Origin of the sequence: Lutibacter holmesii, from assembly GCF_042679665.1 — a bacterium.
Taxonomy (GTDB): Bacteria; Bacteroidota; Bacteroidia; order Flavobacteriales; family Flavobacteriaceae; genus Lutibacter; species Lutibacter holmesii.
Genome location: NZ_JBHTMV010000009.1, coordinates 92,383 through 115,058 on the forward strand (window position 1 = coordinate 92,383; position 22,676 = coordinate 115,058).

Sequence of the window (22,676 nt, forward strand, 5' to 3'; positions counted from 1 at the left end):
TTATGAAAAAAGTACTAGTAACAGGAGGATTAGGTTTTATTGGTTCACACACAGTTGTTGAACTACAAAACGAAGGGTTTGAAGTTTGTATTATTGATAACTTGTCAAATTCCAAAATTGAAGTTTTAGACAGAATCACATCAATAACAGGTGTTAAACCATCTTATTTTAATATTGATTTAAGAGACAAGACTGCTGTTAAAGACTTTTTTGCAAAAAATAAAGTTGATGGAACTATCCATTTTGCTGCTTATAAAGCTGTAGGCGAAAGCGTTCAAAAACCATTAGAGTATTACGAAAATAATGTTGCAAGTTTAGTTTACATTTTACAAGAAATGAAAGCAAACAATCTAAACAATTTTATTTTTAGTTCTTCTTGCACGGTCTATGGTCAAGCTGATAAATTACCAATTACAGAAGATGCGCCCGTAAAACCAGCTGAATCACCTTACGGAAACACCAAGCAAATTGGTGAAGAAATAATTAAAGACGCAACAAAAATTACCGAGTTAAAAGCTATTGCATTACGTTATTTCAATCCAATTGGCTCACATGAATCTTCAAAAATTGGAGAATTACCAATTGGAGTTCCTCAAAACTTAATTCCGTATGTAGTTCAAACTGCAGCTGGATTACGTGAAGAGCTATCTGTATTTGGAAGTGATTATGATACTCCAGACGGTACAGCCGTAAGAGATTATATTCACGTTGTTGATATTGCTAAAGCTCATATTGTAGCATTAAAAAGATTAATTGAAGACAATAACAAAGCTCAATTTGAAGTATTTAATTTAGGTACTGGGCAAGGAAACTCAGTATTAGAAGTTATCAAATCATTTGAAAAAGTTACCGGAAAAAAAGTAAACTATAAGTTAGTAGCTCGTAGAGAAGGTGACGTTACTGCCGCTTACGCAGATACAAATTATGCAAATAATGAATTAGGTTGGAAAACCGAATTATCATTAGATGATGCCCTACTTTCATCTTGGAAATGGCAAGAAACTTTATAAAACAAATGGCTAATTTACGTTAGCAACCAAACACTTAAAACCTAATAAGTATTTCTCACTTATTAGGTTTTTTTTATGCCTAAATTTTCAAAATCAAAAAATTTAGTTAAAATATATTTTAGTACTAATTAATTCCCTAGCTTTGCAGCTAAATAATTCAAGAGGAAGAATTTGACTGATTGCAACCTCGTAAAAAAATGCTAAAGCAGTAATCTTTACTCCTTTTAGCGACCGCTGCAATCAACATTTATTTTCTTCAATAATATAAAAATTAAAGAATATGCCATATTTATTTACGTCCGAATCTGTTTCAGAAGGACATCCAGACAAAGTAGCTGATCAAATTTCAGATGCTTTAGTAGATAATTTTTTAGCGTTTGATGAAAACTCAAAAATTGCTTGTGAAACTTTAGTAACAACAGGACAAGTTGTGTTGGCTGGAGAAGTAAGATCTAAAACTTATTTAGATGTTCAAAAAATTGCAAGAGACGTTATTAATAAAATTGGGTACACCAAAAGTGAATATATGTTTGATGGAAATTCTTGTGGAGTTTTTTCAGCAATTCACGAACAATCTCAAGATATCAATCAAGGTGTAGATCGTGAAACTAAAGAAGAGCAAGGAGCTGGTGACCAAGGAATGATGTTTGGTTATGCAACCAATGAAACTGAGAATTTTATGCCATTAGCATTAGATCTAAGTCATAGAATATTACTAGAATTAGCTGAATTACGTAGAGAAAATAACGACATCACATATTTACGTCCAGACTCTAAAAGTCAAGTAACTATTGAATATACAGATGATAATGTTCCTTTTAGAATAAAAGACATTGTTGTATCAACTCAGCACGATGATTTTGGACCATCTGACGAAGCTATGTTAGCAAAAATTAAAAGTGACATTACTTCAATTTTAATTCCAAGAGTAATAGCAAAATTACCTGCAGAAATTCAAACGTTATTTAATGACAATATTATTTATCACGTAAACCCAACAGGTAAATTTGTAATTGGTGGGCCACACGGTGATACAGGTTTAACAGGTAGAAAAATTATAGTTGACACTTACGGAGGAAAAGGTGCTCACGGTGGTGGAGCTTTTTCAGGAAAAGACCCTAGTAAAGTAGATAGAAGTGCAGCATATGCAACACGTCATATTGCTAAAAATTTAGTTGCTGCTGGTGTGGCTGACGAAATTTTAATACAAGTTTCTTACGCAATTGGTGTTGTTGAACCAATGGGAATTTATGTAAACACAAATGGCTCTGCGAATGTAGATTTAGCCGATGGTGAAATTGCAGAAATTGTTTCAACTATATTTGATATGAAACCTTCAGCTATTGAAAGTCGCTTAAAATTACGCCAACCAATGTATGCTGAAACTGCCGCTTACGGACATATGGGACGCGAAAATAAAGTTGTAAGTAAAACGTTTAAAAATGTTGATGGAACTGAAAAAACCATTGATATTGAACTATTTACTTGGGAAAAACTAGACTATGTTGACAAAGTAAAAGAAGCTTTTAAGTTATAAAATAACTTTTTCACCAATAAAAACACCCATTAAAATTTTAATTTTAATGGGTGTTTTATTTTTAAGTAACTTGTGTTAATTACCTTTACATTTAAAGAAGATGCAATAGTCTTTAATAAGATGTCGTTCGTCGAAAAAAAATATATTTCACTTCAAAAACAATTAAATTTATAAAGCTAAAACTAATGTTATTTTTTAATTAAAGTGAAATTATGAAAACCGCAAACCATCTATCTTTATTTTTATTAACGCTATTACTAATTAGCTGCCAAACTAATAAAATGAAATCAACAATTTTAATCAATCACACAGGTTATAACACCCAAGGAATTAAAACCATTGTTCTACAAACAACCAGTGAAAAAGCACCTAAACAATTTAATATTTTAAACACTAACAATAACGTTGTTTATACAGGTAATTTTTTAACTGGCGGAAACATTGATAATTGGCATACAGGAAAAGCATACGCCGGTGATTTTTCAAAATTAATCAACCCTGGAGTTTATTTTATTACTACTGAAATAGAAGGACAAACCATAAAAAGTCGAGAATTCAATATAAGTGAAGAGAATTTATCTGATAAAAGTTTATCACTATTAATTGAAGGAATTGAATCTCAACATTGTACAGACGAGTTTGATGAGAAAGATAAAAAAATGACGTTTTTTGGAGATAGAAAAGATACAATTGATGTATCAGGAGGCTGGTATGATGCTTCTGGAGATAGAGGAAAATACTTAAGTCATTTATGTTATTCTAATTATTTCAACCCTCAGCAAACACCTTTAATTGTTTGGAATTTATTAGAAGCTATCAATCAATATCAGCTAAATAATAATACCATTAACAAAAACTTAAAAGAAAGAATGTTGCAAGAAGCCATATTTGGTGCAGATTTTTTAATAAGAATGCAAGATGCTGAAGGTTATTTTTATACGAATGTTTTTGCTAATTGGAGCTGGGAACCGTCCAAACGAGAAATTTGTGCGTACGAAGGCCAAGATGGTGAAAAAACAGATGAATATAAAGCCGGATTTAGAGAAGGTGGCGGAATTGCTATTGCTGCACTTGCAAGAGCTGCCGTTGAAAGCAACGGAGGATCTTTTTCTTCTGAAGTATATTTAAACGCTGCAATAAAAGGTTTTGCTCATTTAGTTGAAAATAATACGAAATATATTGATGATGGTAAAGAAAATATAATTGATGATTATTGCGCACTACTTGCCGCTACTGAGTTATATGGAGCTACCAAAAATGAATCCTATATAGCATATGCACAAAATAGAGCCAAACTATTAACTTCAAGAATTAAATCAGATGATAATTACAAAGGTTGGTGGAGCGCTAATGACGATGGTAGTAGACCTTTCTTTCACGGTGTAGAATCAGGGCTACCTTTAATTTCGTTAAAAAGATATTTAGATTTTGAAGAAGATGAAAATTTAAGAGCAAAAACAATACAAACCATTCAAAAATCAATTGATTTTGAAATTGAAATTACAAATAGTGTACACAACCCTTTTGGTTATCCAAGGCAATATGTAAAAGCAACAAACGAAGAAAAAGCAAAGGCTTCTTTCTTTATCCCTCATCATAATGAAACTGGTTATTGGTGGCAAGGAGAAAATTCTCGTTTAGCTTCTTTAGTAAGTGCTTTTAATATGACTTCAAAATATATGACCGAAAATCAAAAGGCAGCAACTTTAAAATTCTCGTCAAATTGTAATAATTGGATTTTAGGCTTAAACCCTTATGATATTTGTATGGTAGACGGCTTAGGTTTTAACAACCCAGATTACAAGGAAGGTGTTAGCTTAAATTTTAAAGGTGGTGTTTGCAATGGAATTACTTCAGGGTTTACCAATGAAAATGATATTGCGTTTATGCCATTACCACAAGACAATGATCCGTCTCACAAATGGCGCTGGTCTGAGCAATGGATGCCGCATTCAGCTTGGTTTTTATTGGCAGTAACTTCATCAAACTAAACTTATACTTATGAAACGAAATTATAGTATTGTAGCACTTATTTTTATCTCATTTTTTGTTATTTCTTTTTTAACAAACATTTTAGGCGCCTTAAACCCAAGTGTTTCAGAAAGTTTTAGCTTAAGCGAAACTATGGCTGGTTTTTTACCTTTTTCATTTTTTATTGCCTACGGAGTTATGTCTATTCCAGCAGGTTTTCTAGTTGAAAAGTTTGGTGAGAAAAAATTAATTTTATTCGCTTTTTTATTAGCATTATTAGGTTCTCTCCTTTTTGCACATTACCCTTCATTTACCTCTTTTATAATTACTTTATTTACAATAGGTACAGGAATGGCCATTTTACAAGTTGTAATGAATCCTTTGTTAAGAGTTGCTGGTGGAGAAGAAAATTATGCAGTAACATCGGTTGTTGCGCAATTAATATTTGGAGCTGCTTCATTTGTAAGTCCGCAAGTATACTCTTGGTTAGTAACAAATATCGACAGAACTTCAGGTACAAAAAGTTGGTTTATAAATCAACTCTCAAAAGTTGTTCCGGTAGATTTATCTTGGGTTTCAATCTATTGGGTTTTTGCAATTACTAGCTTACTTATGATAATTTTAGTGCTTTTTATTGCTTTCCCTAAAGTTGAATTAAATGAAGACGAAAAAGTTGGTTCTAAAGACAGTTTTGTTCATTTATTTAAAAATAAATTGGTAATTCTTTATTTCTTCGGAATTTTCGCGTACGTAGGTGCTGAACAAGGAATTTCATATTGGATGTCTAAATTCTTACAAGTATATCACGGTTATGATTTTGAAACTGTTGGTGCAATTGCGGTAGGAAACTTTTGGGGATTAATGACTATTGGTGGACTATTAGGACTGGTTTTACTAAAATTAATGGACAGTAAATTGGTTTTACGAATATTTACAAGCTTCGCTATTATAAGCTTTGGATTGGCCTTATTTGGAACTTCTGAAGTTTGTTTATATTCATTTCAAGCTAGCGGTTTCTTTTTATCTGTAATGTATCCAATTATTATTTCTTTGGCTCTAAATTCTGTAAGTAAACATCACGGATCATTTGCAGGAATACTAATGACAGGAATTATGGGTGGTGCTGTTGTTCAACTACTAATTGGTTTTTTAAGCGACTTAACTTCCTTAAAAATTGGAATGTTATTTGTATTTGTAGCCTTAGCTTATATTTTTAGTTTAAGTATTTGGGCAAAACCAATTATAAAAAATAAAACAATTAGTTTGAAAAAGAAATAGCACTATGAAGAATTTAGAAAACAACATAATTGGAATAGATTTAGGAGGCACAAAAGTTAATATAGGACTTGTTCAAAACAATAAAATATTAAGTAGCAAAAAACAAAAACTGCCTAAAAACTGTAAAGATGAATGGGATGTTCTTAACTTAATTATTGAACTTACCAAAGAAGTAATTGGAGCACATAAAATCACAGGAATTGGTGTTGGTGTTCCAAGTATATTAGATCGTGAAAAAGGTATTATTCACGAAGTTCAAAACATACCTACTTGGCACGAAGTTCATTTGGCAGCTATTTTAAATAAAGAATTTAATGTTCCGGTGTTTATAGACAATGATGCCAATTGTTTTGCTTTGGGTGAATACTATTTTGGCGAAGGAAAAAACTGTTCAAATTTTGTAGGATTAACTTTAGGTACCGGAATGGGCGCTGGTATAATTACAAATAATAAATTAATGGGAGATGCCAATGGAGGCTCTGGAGAGTTTGGTATGATACCTTATAAAAATGGTGTTATTGAAGATTATTGCAGTGGAAAATTCTTTAAAAACATTATAAAAGTAAACGGTGAAGAAAATTCAATAGCAGCAGCAAAAGGAAACATAGATGCCTTAAAATCATATGAAATTTTTGGAGAACATCTTGCAAATGCTATTAAAACAATTTTGTACGCAATAGATCCTGAAAAAATTATTATAGGTGGTTCTATTGTGCAGTCAGCCACTTACTTTGATGAGAGTTTAAAAAAACACCTCTCAAATTTCGCCTACAAAAAAACACTTCAAAATATTGAAATTATTTATTCTGACACTCCAAATATTGCCGTTTTAGGAGCTGCAGCTTTGGTATATTAAACAAACAACAATATAATTGTTAAAACCAATCCTGCTATTGCGTAATACATCCCTTTTTTAAAATACTTTGATTTTGGTATGAACATAAAAAAAGATGATACTGCAAAAAACAGTAAAGAAACGCCAAAGAATACATTTAAGAAAAATAACGGTTCACCTGATTTTGCTTTATGTAAATGAGCAAACTTCCCTATTATAAAAGGAAGGTCATTAGAAGTGTACTTTAAATTTCCGGTTTTTTTATTGTATTTCCCATTATTAAAATATACAATATCTCCTTCTGTCTTAGTAATTTTAATATTTCTAATTCTCAATTTTTTACCAATTTGAGCAATCTCAGTATTTGGTTCAAACTTTTTCTCAATTTGCTTTTCAACTTTAAACAAATCTGTATCTCTAAAAATTAGCACAATACCGCTTAATGCATAAACAGTCATTATTCCTGCTAAAAAGAACCCTAAATACCTGTGAATTACTCTAAACAATAAACTTGTTGACATTTTATTTTTCATTTTTTACGTTATTCTTATAAATTATATTTTACTGAAAACATCCATAACCTTGGTTGAATATAATACAAAGATGTGGAATTACTATCAGAAAGTTCATTATAACTGTCAGTATTTATTGATTTATTATCTGTTATATTATTTGCTGATAATTTAAACTCCCACTTACTGTCTTTTTGTTGGTAATATAAATTTGCATTTAAAAATGAATACTCATTCTCGTAGGTACGCTCATCATTTCTATAATTGTAATAACTATAATCAGCTGTTAAAATAAAATTCTTTAAAAAAGAAATTTCCATATTGGCAAAAGGTCGGTTTGTGGTACTTCCTGTTTCTGCATATTTTGAAAATGATAAATTGTAACCTACTTCAAAATTTGGTGCATTCTTAAATTTTGTTGCAACACTTGCTTGATAACTGTGTGAGAAATTTTTTGATTTAATTTCTTCATCATTCACTATATTATTAAATATAGCATTATTAAAACTTGCTCTTAAATTTGTTTTTAACTTGCTATACGTTTTTCCGTATCTAAAAGAACCTGAAAATGTTTCATCAGCAAAAGCAGAATTAATAGAATAAGAAACTCTATCAACACCTATTTGCTCGGTACTATTTTTAATTCCATTTACTTTTTTAGTATAATTTAATGATGCATTTATGTTTGTAAATGAAAACATGCTAAAACTAAAATAGCTTAATGAGTAACTATGGTTTAATGAGTTTTCTAAATCTCTATTTCCACGATACATAGATCTATAATTAGAATACACATATCCTTCAGCGGCTTTATTAATATCAGAAAATTCTGATGTAATTGAATAATTAAAACGTAAACTTTCTGAAGATTTAAACTGTAAACGTGCGTAAACATCAGGTAACAGCTTAGTTAAATTTCGTGTGTTTGTTGTTCCTAACTGATCATCTTTTATGGTGTATTGGTGTAAAATAACTCCTGGATCAAAAGTAAATATTCCCGAAACCATTTTATAACGCGCTGCTAAATACACATCGGTAAAATTAAATTTAACATCGTTATTTAAATTCTCTTGATCAAACTCAATAGAAGAACCATCTTCTAAATTTTGTGTAATATTAGATGTGAATTTTTGAGAACTAAGTGTAGAACCTACAGTAAAATTAATATTACTTTTGGCATTTAATATGTAATAATAAGAAACTTGTCCGTCAAATTTACTTGTACTTAATTTTTTATTTTGAAGTAAATCATAAATATCTTCAGGCACCGTAGGTACAAAATCAAACGGCTGCGTATCAGCAAAAGAATTAAATATTGGTGTATCATTTTGGTATAAATACGCTAACTCAGCTGAAAATATATTCTTTTCATTCATTGTGTAATACACATTTAAATTCTGATTTATTGACGCCGGCTTTTCCTCTTTATACGTATCTGCACTTCGCTGAGTAGAAGTAACATCATTCATTTCAGATTGTTTTGAAAGCTTTCCAAAAATATCATAATCTATATGCAAATCATCTCCTTTTTTATAGGTAGTACTAAATTTTAATAACGCCAATTGACTTTCTTGTGTAGACGATGATTCACTAATATCAATCAAACCAGTTTCATTATAAACAGTTTGATCTTGGGTAAACATTTCGGTTTCAGAATCGTTTACAATGGCAAATCCGTTCACATCTAAACCTTCTTTAGGCGCTAAGCTAAAATTTAGTGCTCCAAAATTAGAAGTAATTTCTAGTGCTCTATTATTTTGCGTTGTTAAAAAGCCTAAACCATCAGATTCAACATTAAAATTAGTTCCATTATTACTTGCTGAGCTTCGCAAACCTCCCGTAAATCTAAAATAGTCGCGACGTGTAAACGGAGCTTCTCCTATATTATTAAAATCGGCTAAAATATTTACACTTTTATCTGGACTGTAATAAAACAATTTTGGTTTTGCTAAATATTTTCCATCATCAGCACTCGCTCCTCCACCAGCATTTACTTCTCCAAACCAAAATTTATTTTTTCCTTTTTTTAATTTAATATTAATAGCAATATTGTCTTCATTGTTGGTTACGCTTCGCATTCCAGCAACTTCATTGTAGTTTTTTAAAACTTGAATTTTATCAACCGAACTTGCAGGAATATTTTGAGTTGCCAATTTTGAATCTCCATCAAAAAACTCTTTTCCTTCAACCAAAACTTTTTGAACTTTAACTCCTTCAACTTCAACTTCACCATTATCATCAATATCAACTCCTGGTAATTTATCTAAAACATCTTCTAATTTTTTCTCAGTACCATTTGTAAATGAATCTGAATTATATGAAATAGTATCTCCAGATATTTTCACTGGCATTTCATAAGTAATTTCAACCTCATCTAATGTTTGTTTAGACTCTGATAAAACAATATTTTTAATCATATCTTTAGCAGAGTTTCCTACAGAAACATCAATACTTTTGGTATCAAAACCTAAGTAGCTTGCTCTAAATGTATATTCTTGTTCTTGCTCTAAACTTAATTTATAATGTCCTTTAGAATCTGTAATTGAATATGATTGCAAGAATTGAGTGCCTTTTTTAAAAGCAATCACATTGGCCATTTCTAACGGATTTCCAAGTGAATCTTTTACCGTTCCTTCAACCTTTATATTTTGAGAAAACCCTAAAAAAGGAAGTGCAATTAAAAGAAACAAACTTATACTGTTTTTCATTTTTAAGTAAATATTGATGAGTAAAATAAATTGCTGAAAATAGTAGTTAACTAACCTCTAAAACCACCTCTACCGCTTTTTTGACGCTCATTTTGAAAACGCTCTCTCATTTCTTTTGTTTTCTCTTCAACAATAGTATCATATTCTTTTTGTGTAACTTCTTTTCCTTTAGTAGGTTCAGAAATAGTTACTTGCTCTTTAGGGTTTAGCACAATTTTAGTACACAAAATTTTTGTTTCTCCGGCATCAACTTCTAAAATTAAACCAGGTAATCCCCAATAATCTCCAGGTCCATTACTTACAGGAATATCAAGTGTGTACCACGCAGTAACCGTAATAACTTCCATCACATTTTCTAACTCTTTTGCTTTCTTTTCTTCAGCTTCTCTTTCTTCAGGAGATCTTCTTCCAAATTTCATTTCAGGTCTTGCTTGCCTTTCAATAGTTGTTGTTGCTTTAAAACATAAATAATTACCAATCATTTTTGTCTCTTGCTCCATTTGCCAGTTGTAGGTAACTAAATCATCTTTCACCAAAAAATTCTTTCCACTAAATTCATTTTCTTTTGTAGATTTTTTTGTTTGAATATTTTTATAATAATTACCTGAAGCACCACCGCCCATCATCATCATACGCATACCTCCTCTACCTCCACCTGGTCCGCTGGCTTGGTTTAGTTGCGCTTCTTGTTTATACAATGAAGCTGTTTTATTAAAAGTAAATTGATATGTTTTTTCTAAATTACTTTTCATACGTTCTTTCATCATTTTTACTCTATCTGCAGGAATTCCTGACGCTGAAAAATCAATATCTAACGTAGTTTTTGAGAAGTATGTAGCTTTCCCTTGAAAATCTTGTGCGTTTAATGAGATTGTAAATAATAATAAAATAAGTGTACTTATTTTTAAAAGGTAATTTTTCATTTTAACTAGTTTTTATGTTTAAGCAGAACAAATATAAAAGATACAATCAAGTAATTTTGTTAACTAGTGTTAACGATTGTTAAGTCATTCGGATTAACCAATTTATGTACTTAACTTTGAAGTATGAATAAGCAAAATTACAAATGGGTTGTTTATTTTATTGGAATAACAATTATTACAACCATTGCTGTACAAGTATATTGGAACTACCGTGAATACCAAATTAATAAGCAACACTTAATTAGTAAAGTGCAACTAAGCTTAGACAATTCGGTTGAAGCGTATTTTGCTAATTTAACAAAATCAGGAATTATTACTTTTAATTCAAAAAATGCTGAAAGTAAAACTGACACCATAGTTGTAAGTACAAACTCTAGACGTAATTTCAGAAAAAAAATAGACAGCACCCTTCAATATTTAGCAAAAAATGATAGCTTAGGAAAACCAATAGTTATTAAAAATTCAAGAAATACATCCTATCCATTTTTTACTGCTAACAAAAATATTCCTAAAAACTTAGATAGTTTAATATCTAAAGTAGTTGTTTCTATTTCAAAAGATACGTTAGACTTAGAAAAATTAAATTCTTATTTAACAACTGAATTTGAAAGAAACAATATTGACGTAACCTTTGGACTGCAACATGAATACCGTTCTAGAAATAAACAAGACGGCGTTATTTATAAAACTTTTAATATTGATAACCTTCCTAAAAAACACTTAATTGCCGTCTCTAAATCTACGTTTTTACATAGAAGTAAATTAGAAATTCATTTCTCAAATGAAACAAAAACGTTGCTAAAAGCTTCCTTTATTAGTGTATTACTTTCGCTACTACTTTCATTAAGTATTATTGCTAGTTTAGTGTATTTGCTAAAAACCATATACAAACAAAAGCAATTGGCTGAAGTTAAAAACGATTTAATAAATAATATTACCCACGAATTTAAAACTCCAATTGCAACTATTTCAATTGCCTTGGAAGCGCTAAAAAACTTTAACGCTTTAAACGATCCAAAAAAATCTGAAACCTATATTTCAATGGCCAACACACAGGTTAATAAATTGAATGAAATGGTAGAAAAAATACTTGAAACAGCTGCTCTTAACCAAGAAACACTAGTAATTTCCAAACAACCAGTAGATTTAGCGCTTTTACTTGAAAGTGTGATTGCTAAATACAAAATGATAGCACCTGAAAAAACGCTAAATTTTAAAACAAATAAAGAATTTTTAGATGCTAATTTAGATAAATTTCATTTTGAAAATGCAATTGGAAACATTATTGACAATGCAATTAAATACGGTGGAAAGACTATTTTTATTGAAATGGTTTCAGAAAAAAATACTACTACTATTTTAATTAAAGACAATGGAAAGGGAATTCCTAAAAGTGAAAAAGATAGTGTATTCAAGCAATTTTACAGAATTCCAACGGGGAACACACACAATGTAAAAGGTTTTGGAATTGGATTGTATTATACCAAAAGTATTATTGAAAAACACGGTGGAAGCATTCTAATAACTTACGATAAAAACCACCATACCGTATTTAAAATTGAGCTACCAAATGCATAAAACAACCAAAATATTGTTAGCAGAAGACGAACCTTCTTTAGGTCAAATTATAAAAGAAAGTTTAGAAACTCGAAATTTTGAGGTATTACTTTGTGCCAATGGCGAAATTGCGCATCAAACTTACAAAACTGAACAACCACAATTATTGGTGTTAGATGTAATGATGCCTAAAAAAGATGGTTTTACCTTAGCTAAAGAAATTAGAACAGAAGATACCAGTATTCCAATCATATTTTTAACGGCAAAATCTCAAACTGAAGATGTTGTTGAAGGCTTTAATTTAGGTGGAAACGATTACTTAAAAAAACCATTTAGTATGGAAGAATTAATCGTTAGAATAAACGCACTTTTAAAGCGCAACAAAGAACCTTTGACAGAAAATATTCCAATTGGAAATTACACATTCAACTTAAAAAAACAAACTTTAATAATTAACAACACAACCCAAAATCTTACCCATAGAGAAGCAAATTTACTATATCATTTATCAAAAAATAAAAATCAAGTTTTAGAACGGTCTTTTATTTTAAAAAAATTATGGGGCGATGACGATTTTTTTAATGCTAGAAGTATGGATGTTTTTATTACAAAACTTCGCAAGAAACTAAAAGAAGATGCTTCTATTCAAATTATCAACGTTCGCGGATTTGGCTACAAGTTAATTTATTAACACGTTAATATTATATTGTTAATTCATAAAAAAAATAAGTATTTTAGCCATTTAATTTTCACCTAACAATTTATTATGCACGTAGCAATAGCAGGAAATATTGGCGCAGGAAAAACAACATTAACAAAACTATTAGCGAAACATTTCCGTTGGGAACCACACTATGAATCTGTAGATGAGAATCCATATTTAGATGATTTTTATGGCGAAATGGAGCGTTGGTCATTTAATTTACAAGTATACTTTTTAAATAGTCGTTTTCGTCAAATTTTAGAAATTAGAGAAAGTGGTAAAAACATTATTCAAGATAGAACAATTTATGAAGATGCTCATATTTTTGCTCCTAACTTGCACGCTATGGGATTAATGACAAACAGAGATTATAACAATTACGATTCTTTATTTGAATTAATGGAGCGTTTAGTTTCTCCTCCAGATTTATTAATTTATTTACGCGCCTCTATAACTACCTTGGTTGGTCAAATTCATAAAAGAGGACGTGACTACGAAAACTCTATTAGTATAGATTATTTAAGTCGTTTAAATGAACGCTACGAAGCTTGGATTACCAAATACGATAAAGGTAACTTATTAATTATTGATGTTGATAATTTAGATTTTGTAGACAACCCAGAAGATTTAGGTTTTATTATTGATAAAATTGAAGCTCAAATAAACGGACTTTTTTAACCTAACAATATTTATAAACACAAAAAAGGCAGTAAAAATTAAATTTACTGCCTTTTTTGCGTTTATTTATTTTAACTATTTATTCTCATTTTATAAAATGATTTGTAAACAAAATATAAGGCAATTATTAAAAATCCTATTCCAAAGTAAGGAGCTAAGGCTCTAAACGAAGGAGAAATTGCTATTTCCATAGCCAACAAACCAAATAATGTGGTAAATTTTATGATTGGATTTAAAGCCACCGAAGAAGTGTCTTTAAAAGGATCTCCAACCGTATCACCAACCACAGAAGCTGCGTGCAAATCGGAACCTTTCTCTTGCATATCAACTTCTATCACTTTTTTAGCATTGTCCCAAGCACCACCAGCATTTGCCATAAAAATAGCTTGATACAACCCAAAAAATGCAATTGAAATAAGGTAACTAACAAATAAAGAAACAGGCGCTGCAGCAACTAATTTATCTGCATCAATCATTCCTTCAACATTTCCATTTGGAGCAGATAAAAATGCAAATGCCAAAGCAAAAGAAAAAATAGCTATAAAAATATTTAGCATTCCTCTTTGAGCATATTTCGTACAAATTTTAACCACTTCACGTGATTTTTCAACATCAGCTTTTTTAGGCGCATCTGTATCAAGATTTATGTGTTCTTTAATATAAGCTACAGCTCTACTTGCTCCCGTTGTAACCGCTTGAATACTTGCTCCAGAAAACCAATAAATAACAGCTCCGCCCAATAAAAAACCAAAAATTGTAAACGGATTTAACAAATTCAATATTTCTTCAGGCTTAATTCCTAAAGAATGTTCTATCACTAAAATTAATGCAAAAATCATAGTGGTGGCTCCTACCACAGCTGTTCCTATTAAAACAGGTTTTGCTGTTGCTTTAAAAGTATTTCCGGCACCATCATTTGCCTCTAAATAATACTTTGACTTTTCAAAATCTGGTGTAAAACCAAATTCTTTTTCAATTTCAGTAGTTACTTCTGCTTTATTTTCTTCAATTAAAGACAGCTCATAAATAGATTGTGCATTATCTGTAACAGGTCCGTAGCTATCTACAGCAATGGTAACTGGTCCCATTCCTAACATTCCAAAAGCGACCAATCCAAAGGCGAAAATTGAAGGATAAATCATTATTTCTCCTAAACCGTAATTAGATGCGTAGTAAGCAATAAACATTAAGAAAAAGAATACCATTCCTTGCCAAAATGCACTAAAATTACCAGCAACTAAACCCGATAAAATATTTAATGATGCGCCTCCTTCTTTTGAAGCTTCAACAACTTCTAATACATGTGTTGATTTTGGGCTTGTAAATATTTTGGTAAATTCTGGAATAAGCGCAGCACCAAGTGTTCCAGAACTAATTATTATAGATAATGGAATCCATAAATTATTTCCAATATCTCCTATTAAAAAGTAACTCGCAACAAATGTAACGGCTATAGATAAAATTGAGGTAATCCATACCAATGAAGTTAATGGAATTTCAAAATCTAACTCATCAACATTTGAAAATTTTGCTTTTGTAATTGCTCCATTCACCCAAAATGAAACAATTGAAGTAATGATCATTAAAATTCGCATCACAAAAATCCACACTAACAATTGTGTTTGAAGTGCAGGCTCTGTAATAGCTAATAGAATAAACGAAATTAAAGCAACACCTGTTACACCATAAGTTTCAAAACCATCAGCTGTTGGCCCAACTGAGTCTCCAGCATTATCACCAACACAATCGGCAATAGTTCCTGGGTTTCTAGGGTCATCTTCTCCAATTTTAAAAATAACTTTCATTAAATCTGATCCAATGTCAGCAATCTTGGTAAAAATACCGCCCGCAATTCTTAAAGCTGAAGCACCTAATGATTCGCCAATAGCAAATCCAATAAAGCACGCACCAGCAAATTCTCCAGGTACAAACATCAAAATAACGAGCATCATAATTAATTCTAAAGAAATTAAAACAACTCCAATACTCATTCCGGCATTTAATGGAATATTTAATAGTTTTATAGGCTTTCTTTCTAAAGAAGCAAAAGCCATACGAGAGTTTGCCAAAGTGTTCATTCTTATTCCAAACCAAGCTACAGAGTACGAACCTAATATTCCTAAAACCATCCAAGCAAGGATTAATAAAACGCCTCCTACTCCAAAAATATGCTCACCAGTTTCAGGATTTACAGATAAAAACCCGAAATAAAAAGCAACAGCTGTGCCTATAAAAGCAAACAAGATTAAAATAAATTTTCCTTGCTGAATTAAATACGTTTTTGATGTTTCAAATATAACCTGAGCTACATTTAACATAGATTGATGAGCACGTATTTTCTTTACTTGTAAAAATTGATAGAAACCAAATAGCAAACCTGCTATTGTAATTAAAAAACCCCAATATAAAATGCGCTGTTCTTTTATTGCATTTGGGATTACGAGATCAGCTTCACTAGCTAACATAACTGAAGGAAGCATAAACACAACTAAAATTGCTATTAATTTTTTCATTTGTAATGTATATTAAAATTAGTGATTATGTTCAATCGCAAAAAGGCTTAAATAATTAAAACAGTGTAGTTACAATAGCTTGTAATTAAATTTAGCTTATGTAAAGCGCCTGTATTAAATAGTATTATTTAGTCTTAAATCTATATTAAAGGTACATATTTATTATGAATTTGAAGTTCAATTATAGCATAAACATTTTAAAAACAGCTGTATACAAAAAAAAAGAACCACTTTATAAAATATAAAGTGGTTCTTTTTTAGAAACAATACAATTATCTATATTGTAAATGTTCTTTTTTTCTTATGCTCGCTATTTTCATAACGTTCTACACATTCTTGGTATATTTTTATTGCTGCTTCAGCATTTCCCCATCCACCTGTATCAACTTTTTTCTCTTCTAAATCTTTATAAACTTGAAAAAAGTGTTCAATTTCTTTTAAACGATGTGGATTTAAATCGGCAATATCTCCTCTATTACTCCAAATAGGATCTGAAACTGGAACGCAAATAATTTTTTCATCAGGTCCTTTTTCATCTGTCATATAAAAAACACCAATAGGCCTAACTTCCATTACTACCATTGGGTATGTTGGTTGGTGTCCTAAAACTAATACATCTAGTGGATCCTGATCTAGCGCCAATGTTTCAGGTATAAATCCGTAATCTCCAGGATACATCATTGAAGAGAATAACATTCTATCGAATCTAATTTTATGCAATGCAAAATCATATTCATATTTGTTTCTACTTCCTTTTGGTATCTCAATTAATACATCAAATGTTATTGGTTTTTTAGCTTTAGCTGTCATTTGTTAAGTTTTATTATTTTAGGTAAAAATACAAAAATCAAAATGGAATAGACAAAATGCTAGGCAATAATTAAAAATAGAAACCAACTGCAGCTTTAACTGTGAAATTATTAGCGTTAGGTACATGTCTATAGCTTCCTCTCCAACTAAAATCAATTCTTAAAACTTTAAATATATTTCCCACACCAACACTGTATTCAAAATATGTTTTGGTAGGAGCTACATAAGAAATATTAGAGGCGTTTAATGCAATATTCTCATCGGAAATAGAACCCCAAACAGCTTTTATACCAACTAATTCACGTAAATTTAATTCTCTTAAAAGTGGTAGTCTCGAGAAAAAACGACCGTTAAAATTATGCTCTACGTGTACTGAAGCGTACGTATCTGTAACAAAATCATAATAATCTAATAATGAATACGTATTCTCAATAGTTAAATATGATTGATTCCCCGGAACTACACTTAACAAACCTAAAGGTACTTCACCAAATATTTTCCCCGTTTCAAAAGTGGTAAACATTCTTCCAAAACCACCTATTAAAAATGGTTGTCTATAATAAAATTGAAGTTTTTGATAACTAAAATCACTATCAAAAATACCTTTAATTCCTTGTGAATAATTAAAAAATAAGGTTGCGTATGCACTTGAAACTTCATTGCGCTCAACTCCCCAACCAATAGTTTTACGTTTTGGTGTATAGTTAATTGAAAAATCAATTTCAGACTGAATAGTTTCTTGGGCTTTAATTCCGTTTTCTTTATCAACCCACCAATCTAAATTAAAGGTTGATGGAGACGCTGATTTTAATGTTCTATAAGAAGTACCAATTCTAAAATTAAGGTTTTTAACTGGCTCTATAGACATAAAAAAGTTAGACAAATTAATAGAAGTTAGTTTACTATTATCTCCACTTGCAAAAATTGCTGATGAAGCAAAACTTCTTCCTAAAATATCATTTGTAGTGGTTAAACTTACACCAATTTGCTCAACATCTCTTCTATTTCCACCACCTATAATAAATCTGCTTTTGGGTCCAACCATCCATTTTCCAGAAACACCATATTTAAATTGATCATCTTTAAAACCATATGCTAAATATGATTGCACTCTCCACCTGTCATTTGGCCCAAAATAAGTTCTACCTCCAACTCTAAGTCTTACACCTTCTACATCATTCGCTCCAAAAGTTGAATATATAGGACCAAAATCAAAGTTATTTAACTCTACATATCCAGACCCTAGAATAGACACTAAATCGTACATTCTTTTAAACTTTGGAACCGTTTTTAAGGTATCTATCATTTTGTAAATACCTTGTTCATTTTCAGATAATTTTTCTTGACGGCTTACATTCCAAAAATCTTCACCTTTTTTGTAAATAGATTCATCATAAGCATCTATTTTCACTTTGTAAAATTTATCAGACTTTAAACTATCAAAAACATAATCTTTGTACATAGTAGTTCGCTTCCCATAAATACCTCTTGATTTGTCTTTTTTAGCAAAGCTGAAATCAGACATCATATAATCTTTTTTTAACAAGAAAACCGAATCGTTTAAAACATTGTATTCTTGTTCAATATAAATGTCTTTTACCCAGTTAATATTGGCACTTTTATTGGCTTGCATATTAATTTCTTTCACAGCAAACGTGGTATCATTTACCCAAAAATCACCTTTAAAAGTTAATTCTCCTTTTCGCCTAGGGTAATACAATATATTATAACACCATTTATTATCTACAAATGCACTATCTGCTAAAACATAATTATATGACAATGTACCTGCTTTTGAAACCGGACTCACAAAACTTTTATCAAAAATTTTAATATAGTTACTGTAAATATCGTATTCTACATACAAGTCTTTTATAAATGCAATTAGGTTTTGATTTGAACTAAATCCTGAATTTATATTTGCAACAATATCATTTCGCAACCTATTTTTAGTATTGTCACCGTAAGTTTTGTAAACAGATTCATTAATAAATATTGGCAAAAAAGCTTTTCCTGTAACGCTAGAAGTGTCTACACCATCAAAAATAAATTCAATATTCTCAAATAACTTACTATTTACAACAGTACTGTCAACATTATTAATATCAAACTCTAGTTTTTCATATTTCTCAAATTCATACTGATCAAATAAGTAAATACCATTTTGACGTTTTTTTTCCCAAACTTTTTTTAGAAGAGTAATAGCAGGATTTCCTTTTTTCTTTACTTTTCCTGAATAAATAAAAACTTCTTGAAGTTGTGAAGCTGATTCTTCTAAGGTTATTTTTAAGTTAAAATCTCTTGATTTAACAGGAATAACCTTTGTTTCAAACCCTAAAAATGAAATTTCAATTTCAGAATATGTTGTTTCTGATTCTAAATAAAATGAACCGTTTTCGTCAGAAACTGTTCCGGTATTAGAACCTACAAAAAGAATATTTGCAAAAGGAACCGTGTTATTTTGCGCATCTTGAACCGTACCGCTTATTTTCACTTGTGCAAACGCAACTGAAAACGCTAATAGAAACAATATGTGTAAAACAACATTTTTTTTCATAAGAAAGAAAAATTCCTTTCAAGTAGCACTTGAAAGGAATCTATAACGCACATTGTGTGCTATTTATTTTATATACATTACATCTTTTACCGCCTTTACAACATCAGTAAAGTTAGGTAACCACTCTTCTAATAATACAGGAGAATATGGTGCAGGTGTATCAGCAGTTGTAATTCTTCTAACTGGCGCATCTAAATGATCAAAAATATTTTCTTGTACTTGGAAAGTAATTTCTGAAGAAACACTAGAAAAAGGCCAAGCTTCTTCTAAAACAACCAATCTGTTTGTTTTTTTCACAGAAGTAAAAATAGCTTCCCAATCCATTGGTCGTACAGTACGTAAATCAATAATTTCACATGAAATACCTTCTTTTTCTAAAACATCAGCAGCTTTATAAGCTTCTTTAATAATTTTACCAAAAGAAACAATAGTTACATCTGTACCTTCTCTTTTTATATCAGCAACTCCAATAGGAATAATGTATTCTCCTTCTGGAACTTCCATTTTATCACCATACATTTGTTCAGACTCCATAAAAATTACTGGATCATCATCTCTAATTGCAGCTTTTAATAATCCTTTTGCATCGTATGGATTTGAAGGAACAACAACTTTTAAACCAGGAGTATTGGCAAACCAGTTTTCAAAAGCTTGTGAATGCGTAGCTCCTAATTGCCCAGCAGATCCTGTAGGACCTCTAAAAACAATTGGACAATTTAACTGTCCACCAGACATTTGTCTAATTTTTGCAGCATTATTTATAATTTGATCAATACCAACTAATGCGAAGTTAAAAGTCATAAACTCAACAATTGGTCTGTTACCATTCATTGCAGCTCCAACTGATATACCAGCAAAACCTAACTCAGCAATTGGAGAATCAATAACTCGTTTCTCTCCAAACTCGTCTAACATTCCTTTTGAAGCTTTATAAGCACCGTTATATTCAGCAACCTCTTCACCTATTAAGAAAATAGTTTCATCACGGCGCATTTCTTCGCTCATTGCCTCGCAAATAGCTTCTCTAAATTGTATAGTCTTCATCTTATGTTTTTTTTTAGCGTTGCAAAAATAAGCATTTCTATTTTCACTATCAAAAAAATAATGATTTATAAATTTTTACTATGCACGCATAGTATTTTTAAAAAAAAGTAGTACATTCGTAAAAATGTAACGATTTTCCCGTTAATTTTATACTTTAAAACCAAATATCTATTAAAATGAAAATATTAGTTTGCATTAGTCATGTTCCAGACACGACTTCAAAAATAAATTTTACTGAAAACGACACAAAATTCGATAGCAATGGCGTACAATTCGTCATAAATCCTTACGATGAATTTTCCCTAACTAGAGCCATGTGGTTTAAAGAAAAACAAGGAGCAACTGTTACAGTTGTGTCTGTTGGAAACGCTACTACCGAACCAACTTTAAGAAAAGCTTTAGCTATTGGTGCAGATAATGCTATTCGTGTAAATGCTGAACCAACTGATGGCTTTACGGTAGCTAAAGAATTAGCCGAAGTAGTAAAAAGTGGTGCTTTTGATTTAGTTTTAGCAGGAAAAGAATCTATTGATTATAACGGTGGTATGGTTCCCGGAATGCTTGCAACATTATTAGATTTTAATTTTGTAAATGCGTGCATTGGCCTAGAAGTTGAAGGAGAAAAAGCAACTGTTTCAAGAGAAATAGATGGTGGAAAAGAACTATTAGCAACAAATTTACCTTTAGTAATTGCCGGCCAAAAAGGGTTGGTTGAAGAAAAAGATTTACGAATTCCAAATATGCGAGGAATTATGATGGCGCGTAAAAAGCCATTAACTATTGTTGAACCAATTTCAACTGAAACTACAACTGCAACTGTTTCATTTGAAAAACCTGTGGCAAAATCAGCTTGTAAAATTGTAAGCACAGAGAACATAGGTGAACTTGTAAATTTATTACATACTGAAGCCAAAGTAATCTAATTTCAAAAAAATTAATGAACCGCGGAAGTAACCATTTTAGGGCTTTCACCATTACAATTATTGATTAAACCATTAACTAAAAGAAAAAAATATGTCAGTTTTAATTTTAGCCGAAACATCAGAAGGAGTATTTAAAAAATCTGCTATAGAAGTAACCGCTTACGGTAAAAAAGTTGCTGAACAACTAGGAACAAACACAGTAGTTTTAGCTATAAATTCAACAAATCCATCTGATTTATATGCGTATGGAGCAGAAAAAGTTTTAAATGTTTCAAATGAAAATTTAAAAACCTTTAATGCAAAAGTTTACGCAAATATTATTCAACAAGCTGCAGAAAAAGAAAATGCAACGGTTGTAATTATAGATTCAAACGCAAACGGATTGTACGTTGCACCAATAGTTGCAGTAAATTTAAAAGCCGGATATGCAAGCAATGTTGTAGCGCTACCAAGTGAAACAACACCATTTACAGTAAAAAGAAAAGCATTTTCAAGCAAAGGATTTAACAACACTCAAATTAATACAGAAGTAAAAGTAATTGCCCTTTCTAAAAATTCATTTGGAATTGTTGAAGCTCCGGTAACAGGAACAACCGAAGAATTTGTACCTACTTTAATTGATGCCTCCATAACTTCTGAAAAAATAGAACAAACTACGGGAACCATTACAATTGCAGATGCAGACATTGTAGTTTCAGGCGGAAGAGGTTTAAAAGGTCCAGAAAACTGGGGAATGATTGAAGAATTAGCTAAAGTTTTAGGAGCCGCAACTGCTTGTTCAAAACCTGTTTCAGATTTAGGATGGAGACCTCATAGTGAGCACGTTGGACAAACAGGAAAACCTGTAGCTTCTAATTTATATATTGCCATTGGAATTTCTGGAGCTATCCAACATTTAGCCGGAATTAATTCTTCAAAAGTAAAAGTTGTAATTAATACTGATGCCGAAGCTCCGTTCTTTAAAGCCGCAGATTACGGAATTGTAGGTGATGCTTTTGAAGTTGTACCTAAATTAATTGAAAAGTTGAAAGAATTTAAAACAAATAACGCATAATTTTAGTAAATTGTGCCTCTTAAAAGGCTATCTAATGATTGGATATTCGAGTCCTTTGATTAG

The 22,676-nt window shown here is 30.7% G+C and carries 17 protein-coding genes; 10 read left to right on the top strand and 7 right to left on the bottom strand.

Annotated features, from left to right (window positions below):
• Positions 1-2: 2 nt before the first annotated feature.
• The 5 genes from galE to ACFQ5N_RS12920 all read left to right on the top strand — a co-directional run bounded on the left by galE (position 3) and on the right by ACFQ5N_RS12920 (position 6,652).
• The gene (gene galE, locus ACFQ5N_RS12900; protein ID WP_386810059.1) at positions 3-1,010 is read left to right on the top strand and encodes a UDP-glucose 4-epimerase GalE; all 1,008 of its coding nucleotides are present in this window, start codon (positions 3-5) and stop codon (positions 1,008-1,010) included.
• Between the two features lie 280 nt (positions 1,011-1,290).
• Entirely contained in the window at positions 1,291-2,547 is a 1,257-nt protein-coding gene (gene metK, locus ACFQ5N_RS12905; RefSeq protein ID WP_386810061.1) for a methionine adenosyltransferase, read from the top strand.
• Positions 2,548-2,828: 281 nt separating this feature from the next.
• A complete protein-coding gene (locus tag ACFQ5N_RS12910) occupies positions 2,829-4,538 on the top strand; it encodes a glycoside hydrolase family 9 protein (protein ID WP_386810062.1) in 1,710 nt (569 codons plus the stop codon).
• A gap of 10 nt (positions 4,539-4,548) precedes the next feature.
• The gene (locus tag ACFQ5N_RS12915) at positions 4,549-5,796 is read left to right on the top strand and encodes an MFS transporter (protein ID WP_386810064.1); all 1,248 of its coding nucleotides are present in this window, start codon (positions 4,549-4,551) and stop codon (positions 5,794-5,796) included.
• Between the two features lie 4 nt (positions 5,797-5,800).
• Positions 5,801-6,652: an ROK family protein gene (locus ACFQ5N_RS12920; RefSeq protein ID WP_386810066.1), complete on the top strand. Its 852-nt coding sequence runs from the start codon at positions 5,801-5,803 to the stop codon at positions 6,650-6,652.
• Here the strand turns inward: ACFQ5N_RS12920 and ACFQ5N_RS12925 are convergent.
• Genes ACFQ5N_RS12925 through ACFQ5N_RS12935 form a run of 3 tightly spaced genes read right to left on the bottom strand, consistent with a single transcriptional unit; the run spans position 6,649 to position 10,774 of the window.
• On the bottom strand, positions 6,649-7,164 hold the full coding sequence (locus ACFQ5N_RS12925) for a hypothetical protein (protein ID WP_386810067.1): 516 nt from the start codon (positions 7,162-7,164) through the stop codon (positions 6,649-6,651). The genes ACFQ5N_RS12920 and ACFQ5N_RS12925 overlap by 4 nt on opposite strands.
• 14 nt (positions 7,165-7,178) lie before the next feature.
• Positions 7,179-9,851, bottom strand: coding sequence for a carboxypeptidase-like regulatory domain-containing protein (locus ACFQ5N_RS12930; protein ID WP_386810069.1), 2,673 nt, complete (start codon positions 9,849-9,851; stop codon positions 7,179-7,181).
• A 50-nt stretch (positions 9,852-9,901) separates the two neighbouring features.
• Positions 9,902-10,774: a GLPGLI family protein gene (locus tag ACFQ5N_RS12935; protein ID WP_386810071.1), complete on the bottom strand. Its 873-nt coding sequence runs from the start codon at positions 10,772-10,774 to the stop codon at positions 9,902-9,904.
• Positions 10,775-10,897: 123 nt separating this feature from the next.
• Between ACFQ5N_RS12935 and ACFQ5N_RS12940 the strand changes: the two genes are divergently transcribed.
• The 3 genes from ACFQ5N_RS12940 to ACFQ5N_RS12950 all read left to right on the top strand — a co-directional run bounded on the left by ACFQ5N_RS12940 (position 10,898) and on the right by ACFQ5N_RS12950 (position 13,712).
• Positions 10,898-12,352, top strand: coding sequence for a sensor histidine kinase (locus ACFQ5N_RS12940; protein ID WP_386810073.1), 1,455 nt, complete (start codon positions 10,898-10,900; stop codon positions 12,350-12,352).
• Positions 12,345-13,022 (top strand): response regulator transcription factor, encoded by a 678-nt coding sequence (locus tag ACFQ5N_RS12945; RefSeq protein WP_386810075.1) that lies wholly within the window; start codon positions 12,345-12,347, stop codon positions 13,020-13,022. Before ACFQ5N_RS12940 ends, ACFQ5N_RS12945 begins: the two co-directional genes overlap by 8 nt.
• 75 nt (positions 13,023-13,097) lie before the next feature.
• Positions 13,098-13,712: a deoxynucleoside kinase gene (locus ACFQ5N_RS12950; protein ID WP_386810076.1), complete on the top strand. Its 615-nt coding sequence runs from the start codon at positions 13,098-13,100 to the stop codon at positions 13,710-13,712.
• A gap of 71 nt (positions 13,713-13,783) precedes the next feature.
• On the opposite strand, the gene ACFQ5N_RS12955 is transcribed toward ACFQ5N_RS12950, so the two are convergent.
• The 4 genes from ACFQ5N_RS12955 to ACFQ5N_RS12970 form a co-directional block, all read right to left on the bottom strand.
• Positions 13,784-16,225 carry a sodium-translocating pyrophosphatase gene (locus ACFQ5N_RS12955; protein ID WP_386810077.1) on the bottom strand — a complete coding sequence of 814 codons (2,442 nt, stop codon included), beginning with the start codon at positions 16,223-16,225 and terminating at the stop codon, positions 13,784-13,786.
• Between the two features lie 276 nt (positions 16,226-16,501).
• Positions 16,502-17,035: an inorganic diphosphatase gene (locus tag ACFQ5N_RS12960; RefSeq protein WP_386810078.1), complete on the bottom strand. Its 534-nt coding sequence runs from the start codon at positions 17,033-17,035 to the stop codon at positions 16,502-16,504.
• Positions 17,036-17,105: 70 nt separating this feature from the next.
• A complete protein-coding gene (locus ACFQ5N_RS12965; protein ID WP_386810079.1) occupies positions 17,106-19,592 on the bottom strand; it encodes a DUF5686 and carboxypeptidase-like regulatory domain-containing protein in 2,487 nt (828 codons plus the stop codon).
• A 63-nt stretch (positions 19,593-19,655) separates the two neighbouring features.
• Positions 19,656-20,705, bottom strand: a complete 1,050-nt coding sequence (locus ACFQ5N_RS12970; RefSeq protein WP_386810400.1) for a pyruvate dehydrogenase complex E1 component subunit beta — start codon at positions 20,703-20,705, stop codon at positions 19,656-19,658.
• Between the two features lie 107 nt (positions 20,706-20,812).
• Between ACFQ5N_RS12970 and ACFQ5N_RS12975 the strand changes: the two genes are divergently transcribed.
• Together ACFQ5N_RS12975 and ACFQ5N_RS12980 are read left to right on the top strand one after the other, a co-directional pair.
• The gene (locus ACFQ5N_RS12975; protein ID WP_386810080.1) at positions 20,813-21,559 is read left to right on the top strand and encodes an electron transfer flavoprotein subunit beta/FixA family protein; all 747 of its coding nucleotides are present in this window, start codon (positions 20,813-20,815) and stop codon (positions 21,557-21,559) included.
• 91 nt (positions 21,560-21,650) lie between these two features.
• On the top strand, positions 21,651-22,613 hold the full coding sequence (locus ACFQ5N_RS12980) for an electron transfer flavoprotein subunit alpha/FixB family protein (RefSeq protein WP_386810082.1): 963 nt from the start codon (positions 21,651-21,653) through the stop codon (positions 22,611-22,613).
• Positions 22,614-22,676 lie beyond the last annotated feature (63 nt).